This window comes from Pseudoduganella chitinolytica, assembly GCF_029028125.1.
Taxonomy (GTDB): Bacteria; Pseudomonadota; Gammaproteobacteria; order Burkholderiales; family Burkholderiaceae_D; genus Rugamonas; species Rugamonas chitinolytica.
Genome location: NZ_CP119083.1, coordinates 2266088 through 2284001 on the forward strand (window position 1 = coordinate 2266088; position 17914 = coordinate 2284001).

Here is a 17914-nt window from a genome sequence, read left to right on the forward strand (position 1 = left end):
GCACGCGCCGCGGGCCTCGGTCGCGCGCGTCAGTCACGCCCGTGGCCGTTGCCGTGACCACGGCCGTTGCCATGCTCCTTGTCGCGGCCGTGAGCTTTGTCGCGGCCGTGATCCTTGTCCCGGCCGTGATCCTTGTCGCGCCCATGGTCCTTGCCATGACCACCGCCATGCTCGCGTCCGTCATGTTGCGACCCACCACGGCCGTGCTCGGCACGGTAGCGCGGGGCGTACTCGTTCAGGTACCAGTCGTCCTTGACGAAGTAGACCCGGCGGCCGCAGGCGCGATAGGCGGCGCAGTGCTTGCTCCACTTCTTGGCGTGGCCGGGCGGCACCCGCAGGTACAGCGGCTCGGCGACATAATGGGCTGGCCGTTGCACGAGAATGGGCTCGCGGTAGATCACGGCCGGTGGTGGCGTGTTGCCGATGTCGATGCGGCCGTAGAAGCCCGGCTGCCCGATGTTGATGGAAACGCCGACGTCCTGGGCGGCGCAGACGGAAGAGAGGGCCAGCAAGCTGGCGGCAAGGATCAGTTTTTTCATCTACGCATTCGTCAGGACGATGGCCGGCGCGGAGCGGCCGACCCGTCCGTATTGTACCTAGTCAACGTCCTGCGCGTATGTGCGCCGCCGCACGCAGGCGGCGGCGGCTCAGGCGGCCCGTGCCAACGCCGCTTCCAGCTGCGCGATGGCACCGCGCGATTGCGCGATGACCTTGTCGGCAATGCGCTTGCGCATGCCCTGGATGCGGCCGGCCGCTTCCGCCTCCAGCATCAGCGGCGTCAGCAACTGGCTGGCCGACTCGTAGAATGCCGTGCCGATACGGTCCAGCTGGACGATGAAGGCCTCCTCCGCCTCCTTCATGCGCCGCCGCAGCTCCTCCTCGAACGTGCGGCGCTTGTCACGGATTTCGTCGCGCTTGCGCTTATTGCTGTCGGTGGCCCACTTGAAGGCGCTGGCCAGTAGCACGGCGCCACCCACGAACGGCACGACGGGCGCGACGACCGGCACCACCACCGCCACGCCGAACAGGTAAGCCGCCGTGCTCGTGCCGGCGGCGGCCACGGCGCTGCCCATCAACGTCAGGTTGGCCGCCGTGTCGACCGTGTTGACGAGACGGGTGCCGATGCGCAGGCGCGGCATCAGCCGGGCCAGCGCGGCGCTGTGCTGGCGCTCGAACGCGCTGGCCTGCGACAGCCGCATGTCGGCCTGGAACAGCTTCAAGTCGTTGTTGAGCAGGTCCAGCGCCTCCTGCTTGCGCCGGGTGACGCGTTCGAGCCGCGTATCCATTTCCTGCGCGAATTGCTGGCGACCGATGCTGGACCAGACCTGCTCGTCCTTCCACTGTTCGTTGACGAGGCGCTCCGCGATGGCCAGCTCGACGGCGTTGCCCGCGTCGTGGACGGCATCGTCGATGTCCTGCCACAGCACCCGGCGCTCATAGGCGATGCGGGCGTCGATCAGTGCCAGCCGCTGCAGCACCTGCTGGCGCAATTGCTCGGCCGTGGCCGACAGGCCGGCGGCACCCGCTTCCGCCGGCAGCGGTGCCCCGGCGCTTTCCTCGTAGGTGGCGATGCCCTGGCTGATCGTCGCCACGGCCCGCTGCACCGCGTCGCGCAATTCCTCCTGGCGCATCATGCCGCCATTGAAGCCACGAGCATGGTCCAGCAATTCCGTCTGGCCCGTGCTGCGGCCGAAGTCGGCAATGGCATCCACCAGCCCCCTGCCCTTGACGAGCTTGCGCGCCTGCGCGCCCAGGTTGTTCAGCAGGCGCCGTTCCTGCTCCGGCGGCAGCGTGTAGTAGTGTTCCGGGGTCAGGCGGATGCCGAGTGCGCGTGCGACCTTCTGCGCCAGCGGCCGGGCCCGGGTGCCATGCAGCGCCAGCAGGGGCCGCATCAGCACGAACGCGCCTTCGCGCGCGGCCATGTCTGCGCTGCCGCTGCTGCGTGCCAGCGCGTTCAGTGCCCACTCCACGGTAACGCCCGATTCGATGGCATTGAGCACCAGCGCCGTGAACACGGCGGAGGCCTTGCCTTCGCCCGCGATGTCGGTCACGGCGGCGAACTGGGCCAGCGTGACGGTGCCGTCTTCGCCGACGGCCACGGCACCGACGGCGCGCGCCAGTGCCGACGCGAAGCTCTGGTCGGAGCACAGGTGTTCGTCCAGCGTGCGCAGCTTCAAGGTCAGGACGGGCGCGGCAGGCGTGAGTTGCGGATGGGAAGTAGCGTCGTTCACGATGGCCCCCGGTGGAAGAAGAGATGCTATTTCTGCATTCTAGTGGAAGCGCCGGGCGGCGGGAACCGTTGCGCAGCGGTGCGGCGGTCCCGTCATGCGGTATTTCAAGGCATGGCCGTCCGAAATGGACTAGACTCGTGTCATCAGCATCAACAGCAACTGCAACTGCAACTGCAAGTGCAGCTGCAACTGCAACTGCAACTGCAACTGCAACTTCAACTTCAACTTCAACTGCGACAATAACAGTAAGATCATCGTCGAAAGGAGCCACACGATGCCTACTCCCGGCAAGAAGGCACGCGACCTGCGTGCCGATGCTTCGACAGCCGATACTGCTGCCGCCCATACTGCTGCGGGCGATACTGTGGCAGCCGGCGCTGCGGCGACTCCGGACGACGACCAGCGCGCGCGCCGACTGGCCATCCTGCGCCGCACGGCCGGCATGTGGAAGGACCGCGCCGATATTGCCAAGGATGGCGTGCAGTTCCAACTGGCGGCGCGTGCCGAATGGGCCTGATCCTGCTGGACACCAATGTCCTGGTCGATCACTTTGGCGGCATTGCCGAAGCCACTGACGAGATTGCCTATCACGACAATATCGCCATCAGCGCCATTACCTGGACAGAAGTCGCCGTCAAGCTCAACAGCGTCGAGCAGGCGGAGTTCGACGCGCTGATCCGCGAACTGCCCATCTACGTCCTGCATACGGACGACAGCATCATCCGCGAGGCGACGCAAGTGCGCGCCGCCAGCTTCGAGGGCAACGTATTCAATGTTCCCGGCGTGCGCAAGCTGAAGACGCCCGATGCGATCATTCTCGCCACCGCCAATGTTACGGGACGTATGCTCGTCACTTGCAACCCGGCCGACTTTGCCCTCGCACGGGCCGGGGTGCGAGTACCCTACCGCAATACCGCCGGCTTCATCACCCGCGTTGCCGCGCCGCCTTGACGCCTTGATGCCTTGACGCCTTGACCCTGCAGCTTGATCGATGTTGTGTATCATGCAAAAATCGGACTTTATCGTCCGTCCCCATGCTCGAGCTGCCCATGCAAGTCACGCTGGAACCCGTCACCATCGACAATTTTGAAACCCTGCTGGCAATGCGCCTGCCGCCCGAGCAGGACCGCTGGCTGGCCAATAACGCGGAATCGATCGCGCAGGCCCATTTCTACACGGACTGGCGCATGCATGCCATCTATTGCGACGGCGCGCCGGCCGGCTTCCTGCTATACGACAGCGTGGCGCACGACGAACCCGGCCATTACGGCATCTACCGCTTCATGGTCGCGCACGAACGCCAGAACCGCGGCATCGGCCGCCGCGCGCTGCAACTGCTGTTGGACGACCTGCGCGCCCGCCCGGACGCGCGCCGCATCACGATCTGCTACAAGCCGGACAACGTGGCCGCGCGCCGGCTTTATCTGTCCTGCGGCTTCACCGAACGGGGCATCGACGCGGACGGCGAGATGATCGCCGAGATCCGCGTTACGGCGCAGACCGTTGGGGAAGCAGCCTGACGGGACACCCGCTCGCACCCCGGCAATGGCCGCAACTCTTGCTCCAGCCCGTCATCCAGGCTCGGTCGCCAGCACCAGCGTTTCCTTGATCTCCTCCATCACCACATAGCTCTTCGACTGCGCCGCGCCGGGAAGGTTCAGCAGCATGTCGCCCAGCAGCTTGCGGTACTCCGCCATCTCGTGGATACGCGCCTTGATCAGGTAGTCGAAGTCGCCCGACACCAGGTGGCACTCCTGCACTTCCGGAATGCGCAGCACCTCGCGGCGGAACTGCTCGAAGTGGCTGGCCGATTTCTGGTTCAGCGTGATTTCCACGAACACCAGCAGCGTGGCACCCACGGCCGCCGGATTCAGGCGTGCGTGATAGCCCGTGATGACACCGTCGCGCTCCATGCGCTTGACCCGCTCGATCGCCGGCGTGATCGACAGGCCCACCTGCTCGGACAGGTCCTTCATCGAGATGCGGCCGTCGGCCTGCAGGATGCGCAGGATCTTACGGTCCAGCTTGTCCAGGGTACGAACGGATTCCTTTTGTGTGCGCATGATTTTTTGCTGAATTCTGGGACTTTTATAGTAACAATCACTGCCTCGACCACATTATCATAGTAAAAATCTGCACACAACTATTCTTATATTCCGAGGCAAACATGCGCGTAGTCATTCTGGGTAGCGGCGTCATCGGCGTCACCACGGCTTATTACCTGGCCCGTTCGGGGCACGACGTGACGGTGCTGGACCGCCAGCCGGGACCGGCCCTGGAAACCAGTTTCGCCAACGCCGGCCAGATCTCGCCTGGCTACGCGTCGCCCTGGGCGGCCCCCGGCATTCCCCTGAAAGCCGTGAAATGGATGATGCAGCGTCACGCGCCGTTGTCCATCACGCCGGATGGCACCCTGTTCCAGCTGCAGTGGATGTGGCAGATGCTGAAGAACTGCAATGCCGACAGCTACGCCGTCAACAAGGAACGCATGGTGCGACTGGCCGAGTACAGCCGCGATTGTTTCAAGGCGCTGCGCGCCAGCACCGGTATCGCCTACGAGGGCCGGCAACAAGGCACGACCCAGCTGTTCCGCACGCAAAAGCAGATGGACGATGCCGCCAAGGATATCGAGGTGCTGAAGGAAACGGGCGTGCCCTATGAGCTGCTGGGCGCGCGCGAATTGCTGTCGGCCGAGCCGGGCATCGCCGCCGAGCGCCTGGTGGGCGGCCTGCGCCTGCCCAACGACGAGACGGGCGACTGCCAGCTGTTCACCACGAAGCTGACGGCGATGGCGGAGGAGCTGGGCGTCAAGTTCCGCTACAACGTCGATGTCACCGGCCTCGTCACCAAGGGCGACGAGATCGGCGGCGTGCGCTGCGGCGCCGAAATCGTCACGGCCGATTCGTATGTCGTGGCGCTGGGCGCCTATTCGACACCATTGCTGAAGAACCTGGTGGACCTCCCCGTCTACCCGCTCAAGGGCTACTCGATCACGGTGCCCATCGTGGACGCCGCCAAGGCGCCCACGTCGACGATCCTGGACGAAACCTACAAGATCGCCGTGACGCGGTTCGACGACCGCATCCGCGTGGGCGGCATGGCCGAGATCGCGGGGTTCGACAAGCGCCTCAATCCGCGCCGCCGCGAGACCCTGGAAATGGTGGTCAACGACCTGTTCCCTGGCGCCGGCAATACGGCCGAAGCCTCGTTCTGGACCGGTTTGCGTCCGATGACACCGGACGGTACTCCGGTGGTCGGCCGCACCCCGCTGCGCAACCTGTTCGTCAATACCGGCCACGGCACGCTGGGTTGGACGATGTCGTGCGGCTCCGCGCAGCTGCTGGCCGACATCATGTCGGCACGCCGCCCCGCGATCCACGCGGACGACCTGTCGGTGGAACGCTATCGCAGCAAAGTCCCGGCGCGCCAGCCGCAGCTCGCGGGCGCCTGAACGACAGGCGCACGGCGCGCGTTTGTGTCGCCCTGCCGCCCTGCGTATAATTTTATGCATGAATAAACTGGAAGCCTTCGGGCACATCGCCGCGCTGGCGATTCGGGGCGACCTGGTGTTCCCCACCAGCGTCAATGCCGCCTTGCGGGTGCAGCTTGCCCTGGACGATCCGGACTGCCCGATGGACGAAGCCATCCGCCTGGTGCTGGCCGAGCCTCTCCTGGCCGCGCGCACCGTCGCGCTGTCCAATTCGGCCATGTTCAACCGGGGCGGCGGCACGATCACCAACGTGCGTGCCGCCATTACGCGCGTCGGCTACCATAATCTGTATGCCTTGGCGGCCGCGATGGTCGTGCGCCAGTTCGGCGCGAAGATCGCCGACCAGGCGCTGCGTGCCAAGGCCGAGCAGCTGTGGCAGCACACGGTCCACGTCGCCTGCCTGGCCCGCATCATCGCGCGCGAGGTCACGGAAGTGAACCAGGATACCGCCCTGTTCGCGGGCATCGTGCACGAGGTCGGCGGCTTCTACCTGCTGTCGCGCGCGGACGAGTTCCCCGGCCTGCTGGATCCCGATCCGGACAACTGGCAACCGGCCAGCGAGGAGATCATCCTGCGCGAAGTGATGCACAAGCTGGGCATCCCCGAGCCGGTCGCCAGCGCCATCGAAGGCTTGCGCGACGGCTTCCTGGGCGTGCCCCCCGAAACGCTGCTGGATACGCTGCTGCTGGCCAACCACTTCTCGCCCGTCCCTTCCCCGCTGGCCACGCCCCGCGAAGCCATTCCCCAGGCCGATTCGGTGGTGGACCTGTTCATCGACGAGCCAATGGCGGCGCGCATGGTCGAACAGGCCAAGGCGGACGCCGCGGCAATGAACAGCGCCATGCTGGTTTGAATGCCCCTGGGCTGCCGGGCATCCGCGCGGACGCCCGGCCGTGAAACTAGCAGCCCATCGCGTTGCACAACGGGACGATATTGTTCGACGTGAAGCGGTTTTCGTCCAATCCAGTGGCCCCAATCTATCCAACTCTTCCTGGGATTTGGCTGCCGGCTCGCCTAGCGACTTCGCCGCCGGATCGTCGCGCGAAATGCGCACCGTCTTGGCATCCTGTGACTGGACCGCGCAATACGCGGCGTCGTGTACGCACCCGATGGCGGACGCGAACAGTACAACCTGCATCAATGTGGACATCGTTTCCTCCCTGTTCCACAATCGTTTCTGCCGGCGCGCCATTAACCATCCGCTATGCACCGGCCCGGTACTGCAAATGAATTACCTTGCAGCCTGCAAGACTGCGTAGGCCGGTGGTCGGCCGACATCAATGGAATTCGGGAGAAAATAGCGGTCGAATGCGCTGCGAAGGAAATATTCGCGCTGCCGTGGTTGACAAGGCGGATCGGCAATACCAGAGGCTGCCACTACCTTGTATGTATTCCATGTCAAATTATTATATCGATGGTATATTGCCGACACTGACAGATGGTCAGTAACACTATCAAGTTGACAGGAACCGATATGTGAAGAAAACTATTGCGCGTATTGCCGCCATGATGGCATTTGCGACCGCCAGCGCTGCGCCGGTATCGTATGAATTCGAATGGAAAGGCTTCGACGCTTTCACGAGCACGGCGACGGGCGAAACGACGGGCGGCTGGAATCCGCTCGCCTCGATCCGCGGCTATTTCCAGGGAGAAGACCGGAACGGCGACAATACCATCCGCGGCGAGGAACTGGATCGCTTCGGTTTCTATGACCAGACCACGGGCGAACGCCTGGAACTGATCGGTTGCCCCGGCACGGGCGCGGGCGCGTCCGGATTGACGGGCTGCAACGTCGGCTGGTTCTCCTACTCGCAGGAGGGCGGGCTGATGCTCAGTGGCAACGACTAGCGCTCGTCAAACGGCCAGCCCCGGGAATTGCTGTCGTGGAGCATGCCAAACGGCAGCTTCAGCCAGATGAACCTCGCCCCTTGCTGCAGCTCGTCCTGGCTGCGCGCCACCCCGGACACGCAATTCACTATCGCGGCAGCGGTGCCGGAGCCGTCCACGTGGGCCATGCTGGCCGGCGGCCTGCTGGTCGCAGGCGCCACCGCCCGCCGCCGTTCGCGCGCAGGCTGATACCGTTCGTACCGGGCGATCCGGCATCTCGGCCGCCCGGTCGGGACTGGCCGCTCCGGTCACCCGGCAACGGCCTGTTGGCGCATCAGTCCAGCGCGGCGGCCGGACCGAAGAACTCGAAATACGTCTGCGACTCGGGAATGCCCAGCTCGCGCAGCAACTGCCTGACGACGCGCATGAAGCCCGTCGGCCCCAGGTAATACGCCTCGACATCGCGCGACTGGGGCAACCAGCCGGCCAGCATGTCGCGGTCCAAAAGGCCGACGGCGTCGGGTGTCGGGTGGCCGTCGCGCGTTTCCATGTAGAGGTAATGCCGGCGCAGCTGCGGATGCGTCTTGGCCAGCGCATCGACGTAGTCCCGGAACGCATGCACGCCGCCGTGGCGGGCCGCGTGGATGAAGCGCACTTCGCGGCCAGTGGCCAGCGCGCGCTTGAGCATCGGCAGGGTCGGCGTGATGCCGACGCCGCCGCTGATCAGCACGATCGGCTTGTCGCTGTCGCTCAGCGTAAACGCGCCCGAAGGCGGCAGCAGTTCGATGGTGTCGCCCACGCCGATGGCATCGTGCAGGAAATTCGACACCTTGCCGCCCGGCTCGCGCTTGACGCTGATCTGGTACGTGCGGCCATTGGCGGTGGCCGACAGCGAATACTGGCGGCGTTGCTCGACGCCGTCGACCAGCACGCGCAGGCCGATGTACTGGCCGGGCTGGAAGTCCATCACCGCCTCGCCGTCTTCCGGCCGCAAGACGAAGCTGGCGATTTCCTCGCTCTCGGCACGCTTTTCCGCCACGACGAAGCGGCGCAGCCCGTTCCAGCCGCCCGGCGCATGGGCCTGGCCCTCGTACGCGGCCCGTTCGGCGCCGATCAGGATCTCGGCCAGTTGGCCGTACGCGGCGCCCCAGGCTTCCAGCACGGCATCCGTCGCCGTTTCCGCCCCCAGCACCTCGCGAATGGCCTTCAGCAGGCTGGCCCCCACCATCGGATAGTGCTCCGGCAGGATGTTGAGGGAGACATGCTTGTTGACGATCACGGCCACCAGGTCGCCCAGCGCCGCCAGCCGGTCGATGTTCTTCGCGTACATCAGGATGCTGTTGGCCAGCGCACGCGGCTGGCCGCCATCGCGGTGGTGCGCCTGGTTGAAGTACGCCTTGACTTCCGGGAAGTCGCGGAACAACAGCTGGTAGAAATGGGTGGTCAGCGCTTCGCCGCCCTGCCCCAGGATGGGGACGGTCGCGGTAACGATGGCGCGGTGTTCGGCAGACAGCATGGGGGCTCCTCGGCGTTGGCCTTGACTAAACATGCATTAATTTCACATGTTTGATCCGTCGAGTGAACAGGACAAAATGTCCCAGGGTGCCATCCCGGGCGCGGCCCTGGCGGCATGGGTACGAGTCGGCTATTTGAGCAGGCGGTGCAGCACGACAGGCTGCTCGTGCAGCGCCTGCCCCATTGCGCTGCGCGGGCGCGGCAGCACGTCCGCCAGCGTCACGCCGTCCAGCACGGCCAGGAACGCGCGCATCGCCTCGCCCAGCTTGTGCTGCAGCGTGCAGGCACCCGTGAAGATGCAGTCGTGGCGGGACTGGTCGAAGCACTCGGCAATGAAGAAATCGGGCTCGCTCTGGCGCACGACGGCGCCGATATTGATGTCCTCGGGTTCGCGCGCCAGGCGCAGGCCGCCATTGCGGCCCCGGACGGTTTCCACCAGCCCGCTGGCGCCCAGCTGGTGGATCACCTTCGTCAGGTGGTTCTTCGAGATCTTGTGCAGGTCCGCGATATCCTGGATCGTGGCCAGGCGGTCGCGGTTCATGCCCAGGTAGATCAGGGAGCGCAACGTGTAATCGGTAAAGGAAGTCAGTCTCATCGGGAGGCACGGGGTACCGCGGCACCGCCGCACCACCCCATTATAGCCGCGCGCCGGACCGAGCGGCGGCGCCCCCGCCCCTAATGCCCGTGGCGGGCCGCGTAGTCGTCGCGCACGTGCTGCGAGATATAGGTGGACAAGCCCCGCCCCGCCAGCGCCAGGCGCTTCATTGCCTCCACGTGGGCGCGGCCCGGCTTGTCATGGGTGTAGTCGTACACGTCGCCGCCCACGAACTTGACGGCGATGGCCGTGTCGCGGATCTCGTAGGCCAGCACGCCCGAGTGTCCTTCCAGGTTGCGATAGCGTTTCATGGCGCCAGTCTAGCGCGAGCCGCCGGGCGGTCCGCGCACGGTTGCGGCCCGCGCTATCCGGCTTCGCCCCCGTGCCGTTCGCCTGTCGGCGCCAGCGTGGAAATGACCAGCACGCTGAACACCTGCTCCGGCCCGTCGATCGTGCCGGCAGCGGCAGCGCCGCCGGCTTGTGCCAGCCCGCAGGCCAGCGTTGCCAGCGGGCGCGCACCGAGCCAGTTGCTGCCGGGCTGCGTGACGCTGACGGAGACTGGGCGCAGCGCCAGGTAGTCCAGCGGTATGTCGTGGCGCTCGACCAGTACCGCGCTCGCCGCAGGATCGGCCCGGACGACCTGGCGCGCGACGCTGGCGGGATCGCCGCAGAACTGCATCACCTGCTGCGTGAAGCGGGCCGAGTCGAGCATGTCGAGCGCAAAGCGCGGCCGGCTGCGGTAACGGACTTCGTGGACGCTCCTTGCGCCCTGGTCCAGGGTCGCGTTCCACGCGTAGGTCATCCTGCCGAGCCAGTCCGAGGGGCGCGCCCCGTCGACCGCGGCAAGGCGCGCGAGGCGGCGCGGCTCCACGTCGGGACCAGGCAACGGATCGATGCCGGCCTGGCGCAGCCGCGCCGTGATGTCGTGCCCACGGAAATACGCTTGCGGCATGCCGCGCAAGCGCGTGCCGACGCCGTCGATCGCAACGCGCAGTTCGTCGAAACGCTTGTCGGCGTGTTCCTCGCCCACGCCCGACCGGCCGAACAGGGGCGTGCTGGCATAGAAGGCGACGCCCTGGCGCACGCCGCTGTCGTTGTGCAGCTCGGTACGGATGGTGACGTATAGGCCGTCGAGGCGCAACGCGATGTGCTCGATCGCGACCGCACCGGGCGCGCCGGCGATCGCCAGCGGCACGCCGTTTTCGGCCTCGAAGGCAGCGGCAGCCGGGCTCAGCAGGCACGCCGCCCACAATGCGTACAGGGGCCGCCAGCGCATGCTCAACGCTCGCCGGACGAGGTCGTTTCTCCCGCCTCCCTGGCCTGCGCCGTCAGGACGCCCAGCAGGTCGACCAGCTTGCCCGTATCCATCGGCTTGACGAAATAATGGTCGAAGCCGGCCGCGATGGCCTTCTCCTGGTCCTCCTTGCGACCGTAGCCCGTCACGGCGACCAGGTGGGCGCCCGCGGTCTGCGGCAGCGCGCGCAGCCGCGCGGCCAGCCGGTTGCCGTCCATGTCCGGCAGCCCGATGTCGAGGAAGCATACTTGCGGCGGACGCGCCTGCGCCAGCGCCAGGGCCTCGGCGGCGCGATGGGCGACGACTACCTCGTGGCCGGCCGCTTCCAGGAACAGCGCCAGCGTCTGCGCCGCGTCGGCGTTGTCGTCCACCACCAGGCAGCGCAGTCCGCCCGGGCGGGCCAGCGCCGCACCGGCGGCAGGGCCGGCGGCGCGTGCCGGCGGCAGCTCGTGCCACGGCAGTTCGACGGTAAACGTGCTGCCGCGTTCCAGGCCCGCGCTCTCGGCCCGCACGCTGCCGCCGTGCAGCAGCACCAGCGTGCGGGCCAATGCCAGCCCCAGTCCCAGGCCGCCCTGCGACCGGTCGGAAGTGCGCTCGGCCTGCGTGAACAGTTCGAACACGCGCGTTACCAGTTCGGGCGCCATGCCGATGCCGTCGTCGGCCACCGCCAGGCGCACCACGTCGCCGCCGCGTGACAGGGTCACCCGCACGTGACCGTACTCGGGCGTGTACTTGGCCGCGTTGTTGAGCAGGTTCGCGACCACCTGCACCATGCGCTTGTGGTCCGCGTCGATGCCGACCGGGGCTTGCGGCAGGCTCAGTTCGAGCTGCTGGCGGCGGCTCTTGAAGAGCGGGTAGGTCTGCTCCACGGCGTCCTCGATCACCGTGCGCAGGTCGAGCGGCTGGCGGTTCAGCCGCACCAGGCCGCGCGTCACCCGCGACACGTCCAGCAGGTCGTCGATCAGCCGCGTCATGTGCTCGACCTGGCGCCCGATGATCTCAGCCGTGCGCGCCACCGCCGGGTTGTCGGCCTGCGCCAGCTTCAGCACCTGGGCGCCGGCACTGATGGGCGCCAGGGGGTTGCGCAGCTCGTGCGCCAGCATCGCCAGGAATTCATCCTTGCGCCGGTCCGCCGCCTGCAGCGAGGCCGCCGCCGCGTCGCGCTCCAGGTCCTTCTTCTGCAGCGCCTGCGCCATCTCGTCCAGCGAGCGCGCCAGGTCGCTGATCTCCTCGTTCTCGTAGCGCATGCCGGTGCGCGTCTCGAGCGATCCGGAGGCGATGCGGTTGGCCGTGCGGGCCAGCGCCTGTACGCGCCGCACGATCAGCACGTCGCCACCGAACCACGCCGCCAGCAGCGCCAGCGTGACGGTGGCGACCAGGCCCGCGACGGCGATCAGCTGGTCGCGCGTGGCCGCCGCCACGATCTCCTGGTAGGGAATGCCGATCATCACCGTGTAGTCGGACACGTCGGCGCCGCCGACACGGGCGAACGCGTACAGCCGCTGCACGCCGTCCGCGTCGGCCAGCAGGACCGGTACCTTGGGCCGCGCCGCCAGCGCCTTCTGCAGGGGTGCCGGCACTTTCTTGCCGAACCACGGCGCCGGATCGGGCCGGCGCGCGATGATGGTGCCATTCGCGTCCGCCGTCCACAGCACGGAGCCGGGCGACAGCTTCACGTCCAGCACGAACTTGTCCAGTTCGACGAGGTCGAGCGCGGCGAACACCACCGCCACCACGTCCGGCCCGCGGGTCACGGGATAGGTCAGGTTGACGGTATGCTTGCCGATCACGCGGCCGAACACGTAGTTGCCCGCTACGAAGCGGCGCTCCGTGATGGCACGGCGAAAGTGCGGACGGTCGGCCAGGTTGACGGGTGTCCCGGAGGTGACGGCGCTGCAGGTGACGTCCCCGTTCATGCGGATCAGGCCGAAATTAACGTAGTCGGTGTTCTTGGCCAGGATATCGGACAGCAGCACGCTGCAATCGTTCGGGTCGCCCAGCAGGTCGGGCACGCTGGACAGGTCGCGCAGGATCTGGCGCGCGCCCTCGATCGACTGGGCCTCGTTGGCGGCGGCCAGGTTGGCGACCCGCTGCAGGTTTTCGCGCGCTACCTCGATGGCGTGCTCGCGCTCGCGCAGCCCGGTCAGTACCGTCATCGCGGCCATCGGCGTGATGGCCAGCGCCACCAGCAGGATCAGGCGGGCGCGCAGGCTGTTCAGGCGCGGCACGTCACCTCCCCCAACGGCCGGCCCGTGGGGCGGCGCTGCGGGTCCCGGCGGCAGGCCGGGCGGCGGCGGTTCGGTTCTGCATGGCGCGCTTGTCCTTGTCGTTGCAGTCGGCTCAGCGATTGTAGCAGCAGGCACGAGCGCGACGTTGCCAGCTATCGTATCGCATGGCGCCCGGCTGGCAAAGGGACGGCGGCAGTGCCATCGTCACGCCGCCGCGGCCGGCGCTGCCAGCAGCGCGGGAATCTCGTCCGGCGGTACGGGCCGGCTGAACAGGTAACCCTGCATTTCGTCGCAGCCGTATTGCACCAGGAAGGCACGCTGCAGCTCCGTCTCGACGCCCTCCGCGATCACGCGCATCTGCAGCTGGTGCGACAGCGAGATGATGGCACGGGCGATCGCCTGGTCGTCAGGGCTGTGCGCCAGGTCGCGCACGAAGGACTTGTCGATCTTCAGGCGGCTGATCGGGAACGACTTCAACGCGGCCAGGCTGGAATAGCCCGTGCCGAAATCGTCGATCGACAGCGCGATGCCCATCGCTTCGAGCTCACGCATCTTGTCCACGGCCTGCTGCACGTCGCGCATGATCAGGCTTTCGGTCACTTCCAGCTCCAGCCAGCGCGCTTCCAGGCCGGCGTCGCGCAGCGCGTCCGCCACGCGCGCCACCAGGCGGCGGTCGTCGAACTGGCGCGGCGACACGTTGACCGACACCACCATCGGCGGCAGTCCCGCGTCCTGCCAGCGGCGTGCCTGACGGCAGGCCTCGCGCAGCACCCATTCGCCGATCGCGACGATGCTGCCGCTTTCCTCCGCCAGTGGAATGAAGTGGTCGGGCCGCACCATGCCCCGTTCCGGATGGTGCCAGCGCAGCAGCGCCTCGACGCCGAACACGGCGCCGCTGGCCAGGTCCACCTTGGGCTGGTACACGAGCCGCAGCTGGTCGTCGTCGACGGCCTTGCGCAGCCCCTCCATCAGCGCCAGCTTCTCTTCCAGCGAGGCGTTCATCTCCTGCGCATAGAACTGCACGTTGTTCTTGCCCAGCTCCTTGGCGCGGTACATCGCGGCATCCGCGTTCATCAACAGCGTGCCGCCGTCGCCGCCATCGCGTGGGTACATGGCAACGCCGATCGAGCAGCTGACCTGCACTTCCTGGCCTTCCAGCGCCACCGGCCGCACGACCGCCGCCAGGATCTTCTCCAGCAGCGCTGCCGCCTCGATGCCGCCGCTGTCGATACCCTGCGGCTGCGGCAGCACCAGCACGAACTCGTCGCCGCCGAAGCGGCCTACCGTGTCGCTGCGGCGCAGGCAGTCCACCATGCGCCCCGCCACCACCTTGAGCAGCTCGTCGCCGGCCGCGTGGCCGAGGCTGTCGTTGACGAGCTTGAAGCTGTCCAGGTCCACGAACGCCACCAGCAACTGGTGCTTCTCGCGCTCGGCCAGCAGGATCGCCTGCTCCAGGCGATCGCCGATCAGGCTGCGGTTCGGCAGCCCGGTCAGCGTGTCGTGGTGGGCCATGTGGACGATGCGGGCCTCGTCGCGCTTGCGCTCGGAGATGTCGCGCACGATCGCCACCAGGCCGCCCTCGACGCCGACGATCTGCCAGTACATCCACTCGGCCTTGAACTCGGGCATTTCGTTGCGCCATTCCTCCTGGTGCGTGCCGCCCGCCGCCATGATCTGCGCCAGCCGCGCGAACATGCCGTTGCTGCGCGCCTGCGGCAGCCACTGGCACAGCGTGTGGCTGCGCAAGTCTTCCTTGCTGCGCCCCGTCATCTGCTCGGCGCGGCTGTTGGCCGACGCGATGCGGAAGTCGACGATGACGCCGGCGGCATCGCGCACGGCGCGCAGCACGAAGAACGCGTCCAGGTTCGCTTCCGATGCCGCGGCATAGGTTTCCTGGGCGCGGCGGATGCGGCGGCGCGCCTTGGCGCCCTGCCACGACCAGGCCCACAGCAGTGCCATCACGAACACGGTGCCGGCCGATGCCAGGCCGGCTTCCCACAGGTATTTGCGGCGCTGCTGCTCGAACGCCGCCAGTTGCTCCGTCTCGGCCAGGCCCACCAGCACCGTCAGGCCATAGCTGCGCAGCGTGCGCGCGGCGGTGTAGCGGCGCACGCCGTCCAGCCGGCCCGGCCAGGGCTGCGCCGCCGGGTGGCGCCACAGCGCCAGGTCGATGCGCTGGCCCCAGCTGTTGTGCTCGCCGATGCGCACGCTGCGCGCCACGCTGTCGCTGCCGACGATGGCCACCATGCCCAGGTCGCCCTGGCGCGAACGTTCGTAGCCGCTGGTGAAGTAGGTGGGATCGACTTCGAGGATTGCGATACCGGCGAACTTGCCGTCACGATCGTTGAGCCGGCGCGTGAAGTGCATGTGCCACTCGTCGCGGGCGGCATCGCGCATCGTCTCGGACGTGTAGACGGAGTCGGCGCGGCTGTCCCGGTGCGCGGAGAAGTAGCGTTCGCCGGCCACCGAATGCATGGCCGAGTGCGGGCTGCTGGCGACGATGCGGCCGTCGCCGTCCGCGATGCTGACAGCGAACACGACGCCAGGCGGCAGCAGGCCCTGCTCGGCCAGTTCCGGCAGCGCGCCGGATGCGCCCTTGCGCTCGACGGCATACTTGATCACTTTCAGCGTCTGGTCGATGCCGTTCAGGTTGCGCACCACCTGTGCTTCGTAGGTTTCCATCAGCTCCTGCACGGAATCGCGCGCGGCCGCCTGCGCGGCCATGCGGTCGTTGCCGATGAAATGGAAGCCGGCGCCCCAGATCACACCCAGCAGCAGCAGCGTGAACAGGGGCAGCGACACATAGGTCTCCAGTCCCAGGCGCAGCCAGCGCAAGCCCGCCAACCGGGCCTTGGCAGCGCGCATCATTTCAGCACCAGCACGGGACGCACGCTCGGGTCGAGCGCGGCGCGCTCGATGTAGCCGATCATGCCGGGGTTGTCCGCCACCAGCCGGCGTACAGCGGCGCTGTTGGGCGCCTCGCGGGGCGGCTGGCCGCGCCCGGTGAAGATCATCTTGGTCCAGTAGGCCTTCATCAGGGCGGGCGAACGGTGCGCGACCTTCTGGTAGAACTCGTCGCGCAGCGGCGAACCGATGCCCTGGTCCACGGCCACGGCCTCGCCCCATCGGGGAAGCTGCTGGCTTCGGCCATGAAGATGCCAGCCACCTGGTCATGGCGCAGCGCCGTGACGGCCGTGCGCGCGGAGACGATGACGACCAGTTCCGCCGCGTCGGCGATGCCGCCCGTCAGCCCGCCCAGCAGCAGCGCCGTGCCCAATATCGATTTCAGCATGGGGCCCCCGTCAGAACACGAAGTCGACGGACGCGCTGAACACGTGGAACGCGCGGTCGGAACGGAAGCCGGGCTGCACGTTGACGAGCGAACCGACGGAGCCGTTGCGTGGCTTGGCGGCGTCGAACTGCAGCTTGACCGCGTAGTTCGGCGCCACGTCCCAACGCAGGCCCAGGCTGACGCCGCCCTGGTCCGGCACCTCGCGCAGGAAGCCGTTGAGGATGTCGTTGGCCTGCGCCGCCAGGGCCGCGGCCGCTGGCGGCAGGCCGGCGGTGGCGATGCCCTCGATGTTCGTCGCCATGTTGGCCCGCACGTTGCTGAGCGTAACGAACGGTGTCAGCGCCCCGTAACGGTAGCCCGCGCTCACGTAGGCGCCGGTCTGGTCGCCCAGCATGGAGCGCGTGTTCACGCGGCCGATCTCCCCTTGCACGAACCAGTTGCCCGGGTCGTAGTTGAAGCCGGCGCCGAACACATTGGTGCGGGTCGAGCGCAGGTCGTAGCGTGCGCTCAGGGCCTGGCCCTGCGGACCGAACCGGTCCAGCACGTCGAACAGCTCGTCCGTGCCGGGAATCTCCAGCCGCGCTTGCGATACGGACAGGCCCAGCGTCAGCGCCCCCAGTACCGCCGTGTGATTGAGGCCGCCGTGCCGCGCACGCGCCGTGTATTCCCGCGCCAGCTTGATGCGGGTGGTGCCCAGGAAGGCCTGCGTGGTGTGGCGCACGGTGCCCGTATGCCAGCGGTACGCGGCGTCGACGCCGTCGCTGTTGGTGATCGGCATGGTGCTGTACAGCTCGACGGGCGGGCGTACCCACGGCAGCGCGAAGCTGGCCTTGCGGTAATCGGCGGCGAGGAACATCGGCGCCGCAATGCGGCCCACCCGGATCGACAGATCGGGCGTGGCCTGGTACTTCACGTTGGCCCACTCCAGGTGAGGCTGGAAACCCGCCGTCACCGTGCGTTCCGTGATCACCTGGATGACGCCCGACCAGCGCTTGTCGACCTGTACCGCCAGTTGCGCGCCGAGGCGGCTGTCGACGTCGAACGCCCAGTCGCGGCTATAACCCGCTTGGCCGGGGGACAGCGGCGTGGCGGCGTAGTCGGCATTCTTCTCGCTGCTGTGCACGGCACCGACCGTACCGAAACCGCCGAAGGTCCAGCGCGGGCCGGCCAGGTCGCTGGCGACCGCGGCGGAGCTTTCCTGGGCAAGTACACCGCCCGGCAACACGGCAGCGGCGGCAAGGATGCATGCCGCGACGCGAACGCGGCGGTAACGATGACAGACTGGGCGGCAGCTGCGTGGCATGTACGAGGATCCGATGACGATTGAAAGAACGCCTGCGCCGGCAAGTCGGCGGCACGGCGGAACAGACGAAGGCGAGCATCAGCTCGCATGGTTGCCGGTAGGCGGTGGCACGAAGGCGGGGTACCACCAGGCGTCATAC

General features: G+C 67.4%; 19 protein-coding genes. 7 read left to right on the top strand and 12 right to left on the bottom strand.

Annotation, left to right across the window (positions count from 1 at the left end; translation table 11 throughout):
• Window positions 1-29: 29 nt before the first annotated feature.
• Together PX653_RS10015 and PX653_RS10020 are read right to left on the bottom strand one after the other, a co-directional pair.
• Window positions 30-539 carry a hypothetical protein gene (locus PX653_RS10015; RefSeq protein ID WP_277417742.1) on the bottom strand — a complete coding sequence of 170 codons (510 nt, stop codon included), beginning with the start codon at window positions 537-539 and terminating at the stop codon, window positions 30-32.
• A gap of 108 nt (window positions 540-647) precedes the next feature.
• Entirely contained in the window at window positions 648-2231 is a 1584-nt protein-coding gene (locus tag PX653_RS10020; RefSeq protein WP_277417743.1) for a hypothetical protein, read from the bottom strand.
• 274 nt (window positions 2232-2505) lie between these two features.
• On the opposite strand from PX653_RS10020, the gene PX653_RS10025 reads away from it, so the two are divergent.
• The 3 genes from PX653_RS10025 to PX653_RS10035 all read left to right on the top strand — a co-directional run bounded on the left by PX653_RS10025 (window position 2506) and on the right by PX653_RS10035 (window position 3751).
• Complete coding sequence (locus tag PX653_RS10025) at window positions 2506-2748, top strand: hypothetical protein (RefSeq protein ID WP_277417744.1); 243 nt, start codon at window positions 2506-2508, stop codon at window positions 2746-2748.
• Complete coding sequence (locus PX653_RS10030; RefSeq protein WP_277417745.1) at window positions 2739-3182, top strand: PIN domain-containing protein; 444 nt, start codon at window positions 2739-2741, stop codon at window positions 3180-3182. The genes PX653_RS10025 and PX653_RS10030 overlap by 10 nt, the downstream gene beginning before the upstream one ends.
• 98 nt (window positions 3183-3280) lie before the next feature.
• Entirely contained in the window at window positions 3281-3751 is a 471-nt protein-coding gene (locus PX653_RS10035; protein ID WP_277417746.1) for a GNAT family N-acetyltransferase, read from the top strand.
• A gap of 51 nt (window positions 3752-3802) precedes the next feature.
• Here PX653_RS10035 and PX653_RS10040 read toward each other — a convergent pair whose 3' ends face one another.
• Window positions 3803-4294, bottom strand: coding sequence for an Lrp/AsnC ligand binding domain-containing protein (locus PX653_RS10040; protein ID WP_277417747.1), 492 nt, complete (start codon window positions 4292-4294; stop codon window positions 3803-3805).
• A 104-nt stretch (window positions 4295-4398) separates the two neighbouring features.
• Between PX653_RS10040 and PX653_RS10045 the strand changes: the two genes are divergently transcribed.
• The 4 genes from PX653_RS10045 to PX653_RS10060 all read left to right on the top strand — a co-directional run bounded on the left by PX653_RS10045 (window position 4399) and on the right by PX653_RS10060 (window position 7797).
• Window positions 4399-5682, top strand: a complete 1284-nt coding sequence (locus PX653_RS10045) for a D-amino acid dehydrogenase (protein ID WP_277417748.1) — start codon at window positions 4399-4401, stop codon at window positions 5680-5682.
• Window positions 5683-5740: 58 nt separating this feature from the next.
• Entirely contained in the window at window positions 5741-6574 is an 834-nt protein-coding gene (locus tag PX653_RS10050) for an HDOD domain-containing protein (RefSeq protein WP_277417749.1), read from the top strand.
• A 623-nt stretch (window positions 6575-7197) separates the two neighbouring features.
• The gene (locus PX653_RS10055; RefSeq protein ID WP_277417750.1) at window positions 7198-7569 is read left to right on the top strand and encodes a hypothetical protein; all 372 of its coding nucleotides are present in this window, start codon (window positions 7198-7200) and stop codon (window positions 7567-7569) included.
• Between the two features lie 42 nt (window positions 7570-7611).
• Complete coding sequence (locus tag PX653_RS10060; RefSeq protein WP_277417751.1) at window positions 7612-7797, top strand: PEP-CTERM sorting domain-containing protein; 186 nt, start codon at window positions 7612-7614, stop codon at window positions 7795-7797.
• A gap of 85 nt (window positions 7798-7882) precedes the next feature.
• Here the strand turns inward: PX653_RS10060 and hmpA are convergent, their stop codons facing one another.
• The 9 genes from hmpA to PX653_RS10105 all read right to left on the bottom strand — a co-directional run bounded on the left by hmpA (window position 7883) and on the right by PX653_RS10105 (window position 17775).
• Complete coding sequence (hmpA, locus tag PX653_RS10065) at window positions 7883-9064, bottom strand: NO-inducible flavohemoprotein (protein ID WP_277417752.1); 1182 nt, start codon at window positions 9062-9064, stop codon at window positions 7883-7885.
• Window positions 9065-9193: 129 nt separating this feature from the next.
• Window positions 9194-9658, bottom strand: a complete 465-nt coding sequence (locus PX653_RS10070) for an RrF2 family transcriptional regulator (RefSeq protein ID WP_277417753.1) — start codon at window positions 9656-9658, stop codon at window positions 9194-9196.
• A gap of 80 nt (window positions 9659-9738) precedes the next feature.
• Complete coding sequence (locus PX653_RS10075) at window positions 9739-9969, bottom strand: hypothetical protein (protein ID WP_277417754.1); 231 nt, start codon at window positions 9967-9969, stop codon at window positions 9739-9741.
• 53 nt (window positions 9970-10022) lie between these two features.
• Window positions 10023-10934 carry a hypothetical protein gene (locus tag PX653_RS10080; RefSeq protein WP_277417755.1) on the bottom strand — a complete coding sequence of 304 codons (912 nt, stop codon included), beginning with the start codon at window positions 10932-10934 and terminating at the stop codon, window positions 10023-10025.
• A gap of 2 nt (window positions 10935-10936) precedes the next feature.
• Window positions 10937-13180 (bottom strand): ATP-binding protein, encoded by a 2244-nt coding sequence (locus PX653_RS10085; protein ID WP_277417756.1) that lies wholly within the window; start codon window positions 13178-13180, stop codon window positions 10937-10939.
• Between the two features lie 204 nt (window positions 13181-13384).
• Entirely contained in the window at window positions 13385-16048 is a 2664-nt protein-coding gene (locus PX653_RS10090) for a bifunctional diguanylate cyclase/phosphodiesterase (protein WP_277417757.1), read from the bottom strand.
• Window positions 16045-16215 (bottom strand): hypothetical protein, encoded by a 171-nt coding sequence (locus PX653_RS10095; RefSeq protein WP_277417758.1) that lies wholly within the window; start codon window positions 16213-16215, stop codon window positions 16045-16047. The genes PX653_RS10090 and PX653_RS10095 overlap by 4 nt, the downstream gene beginning before the upstream one ends.
• A complete protein-coding gene (locus tag PX653_RS10100; protein ID WP_277417759.1) occupies window positions 16215-16472 on the bottom strand; it encodes a hypothetical protein in 258 nt (85 codons plus the stop codon). Before PX653_RS10100 ends, PX653_RS10095 begins: the two co-directional genes overlap by 1 nt.
• Before the next feature lie 10 nt (window positions 16473-16482).
• Window positions 16483-17775 carry a hypothetical protein gene (locus tag PX653_RS10105; protein ID WP_277417760.1) on the bottom strand — a complete coding sequence of 431 codons (1293 nt, stop codon included), beginning with the start codon at window positions 17773-17775 and terminating at the stop codon, window positions 16483-16485.
• Window positions 17776-17914: the final 139 nt, after the last annotated feature.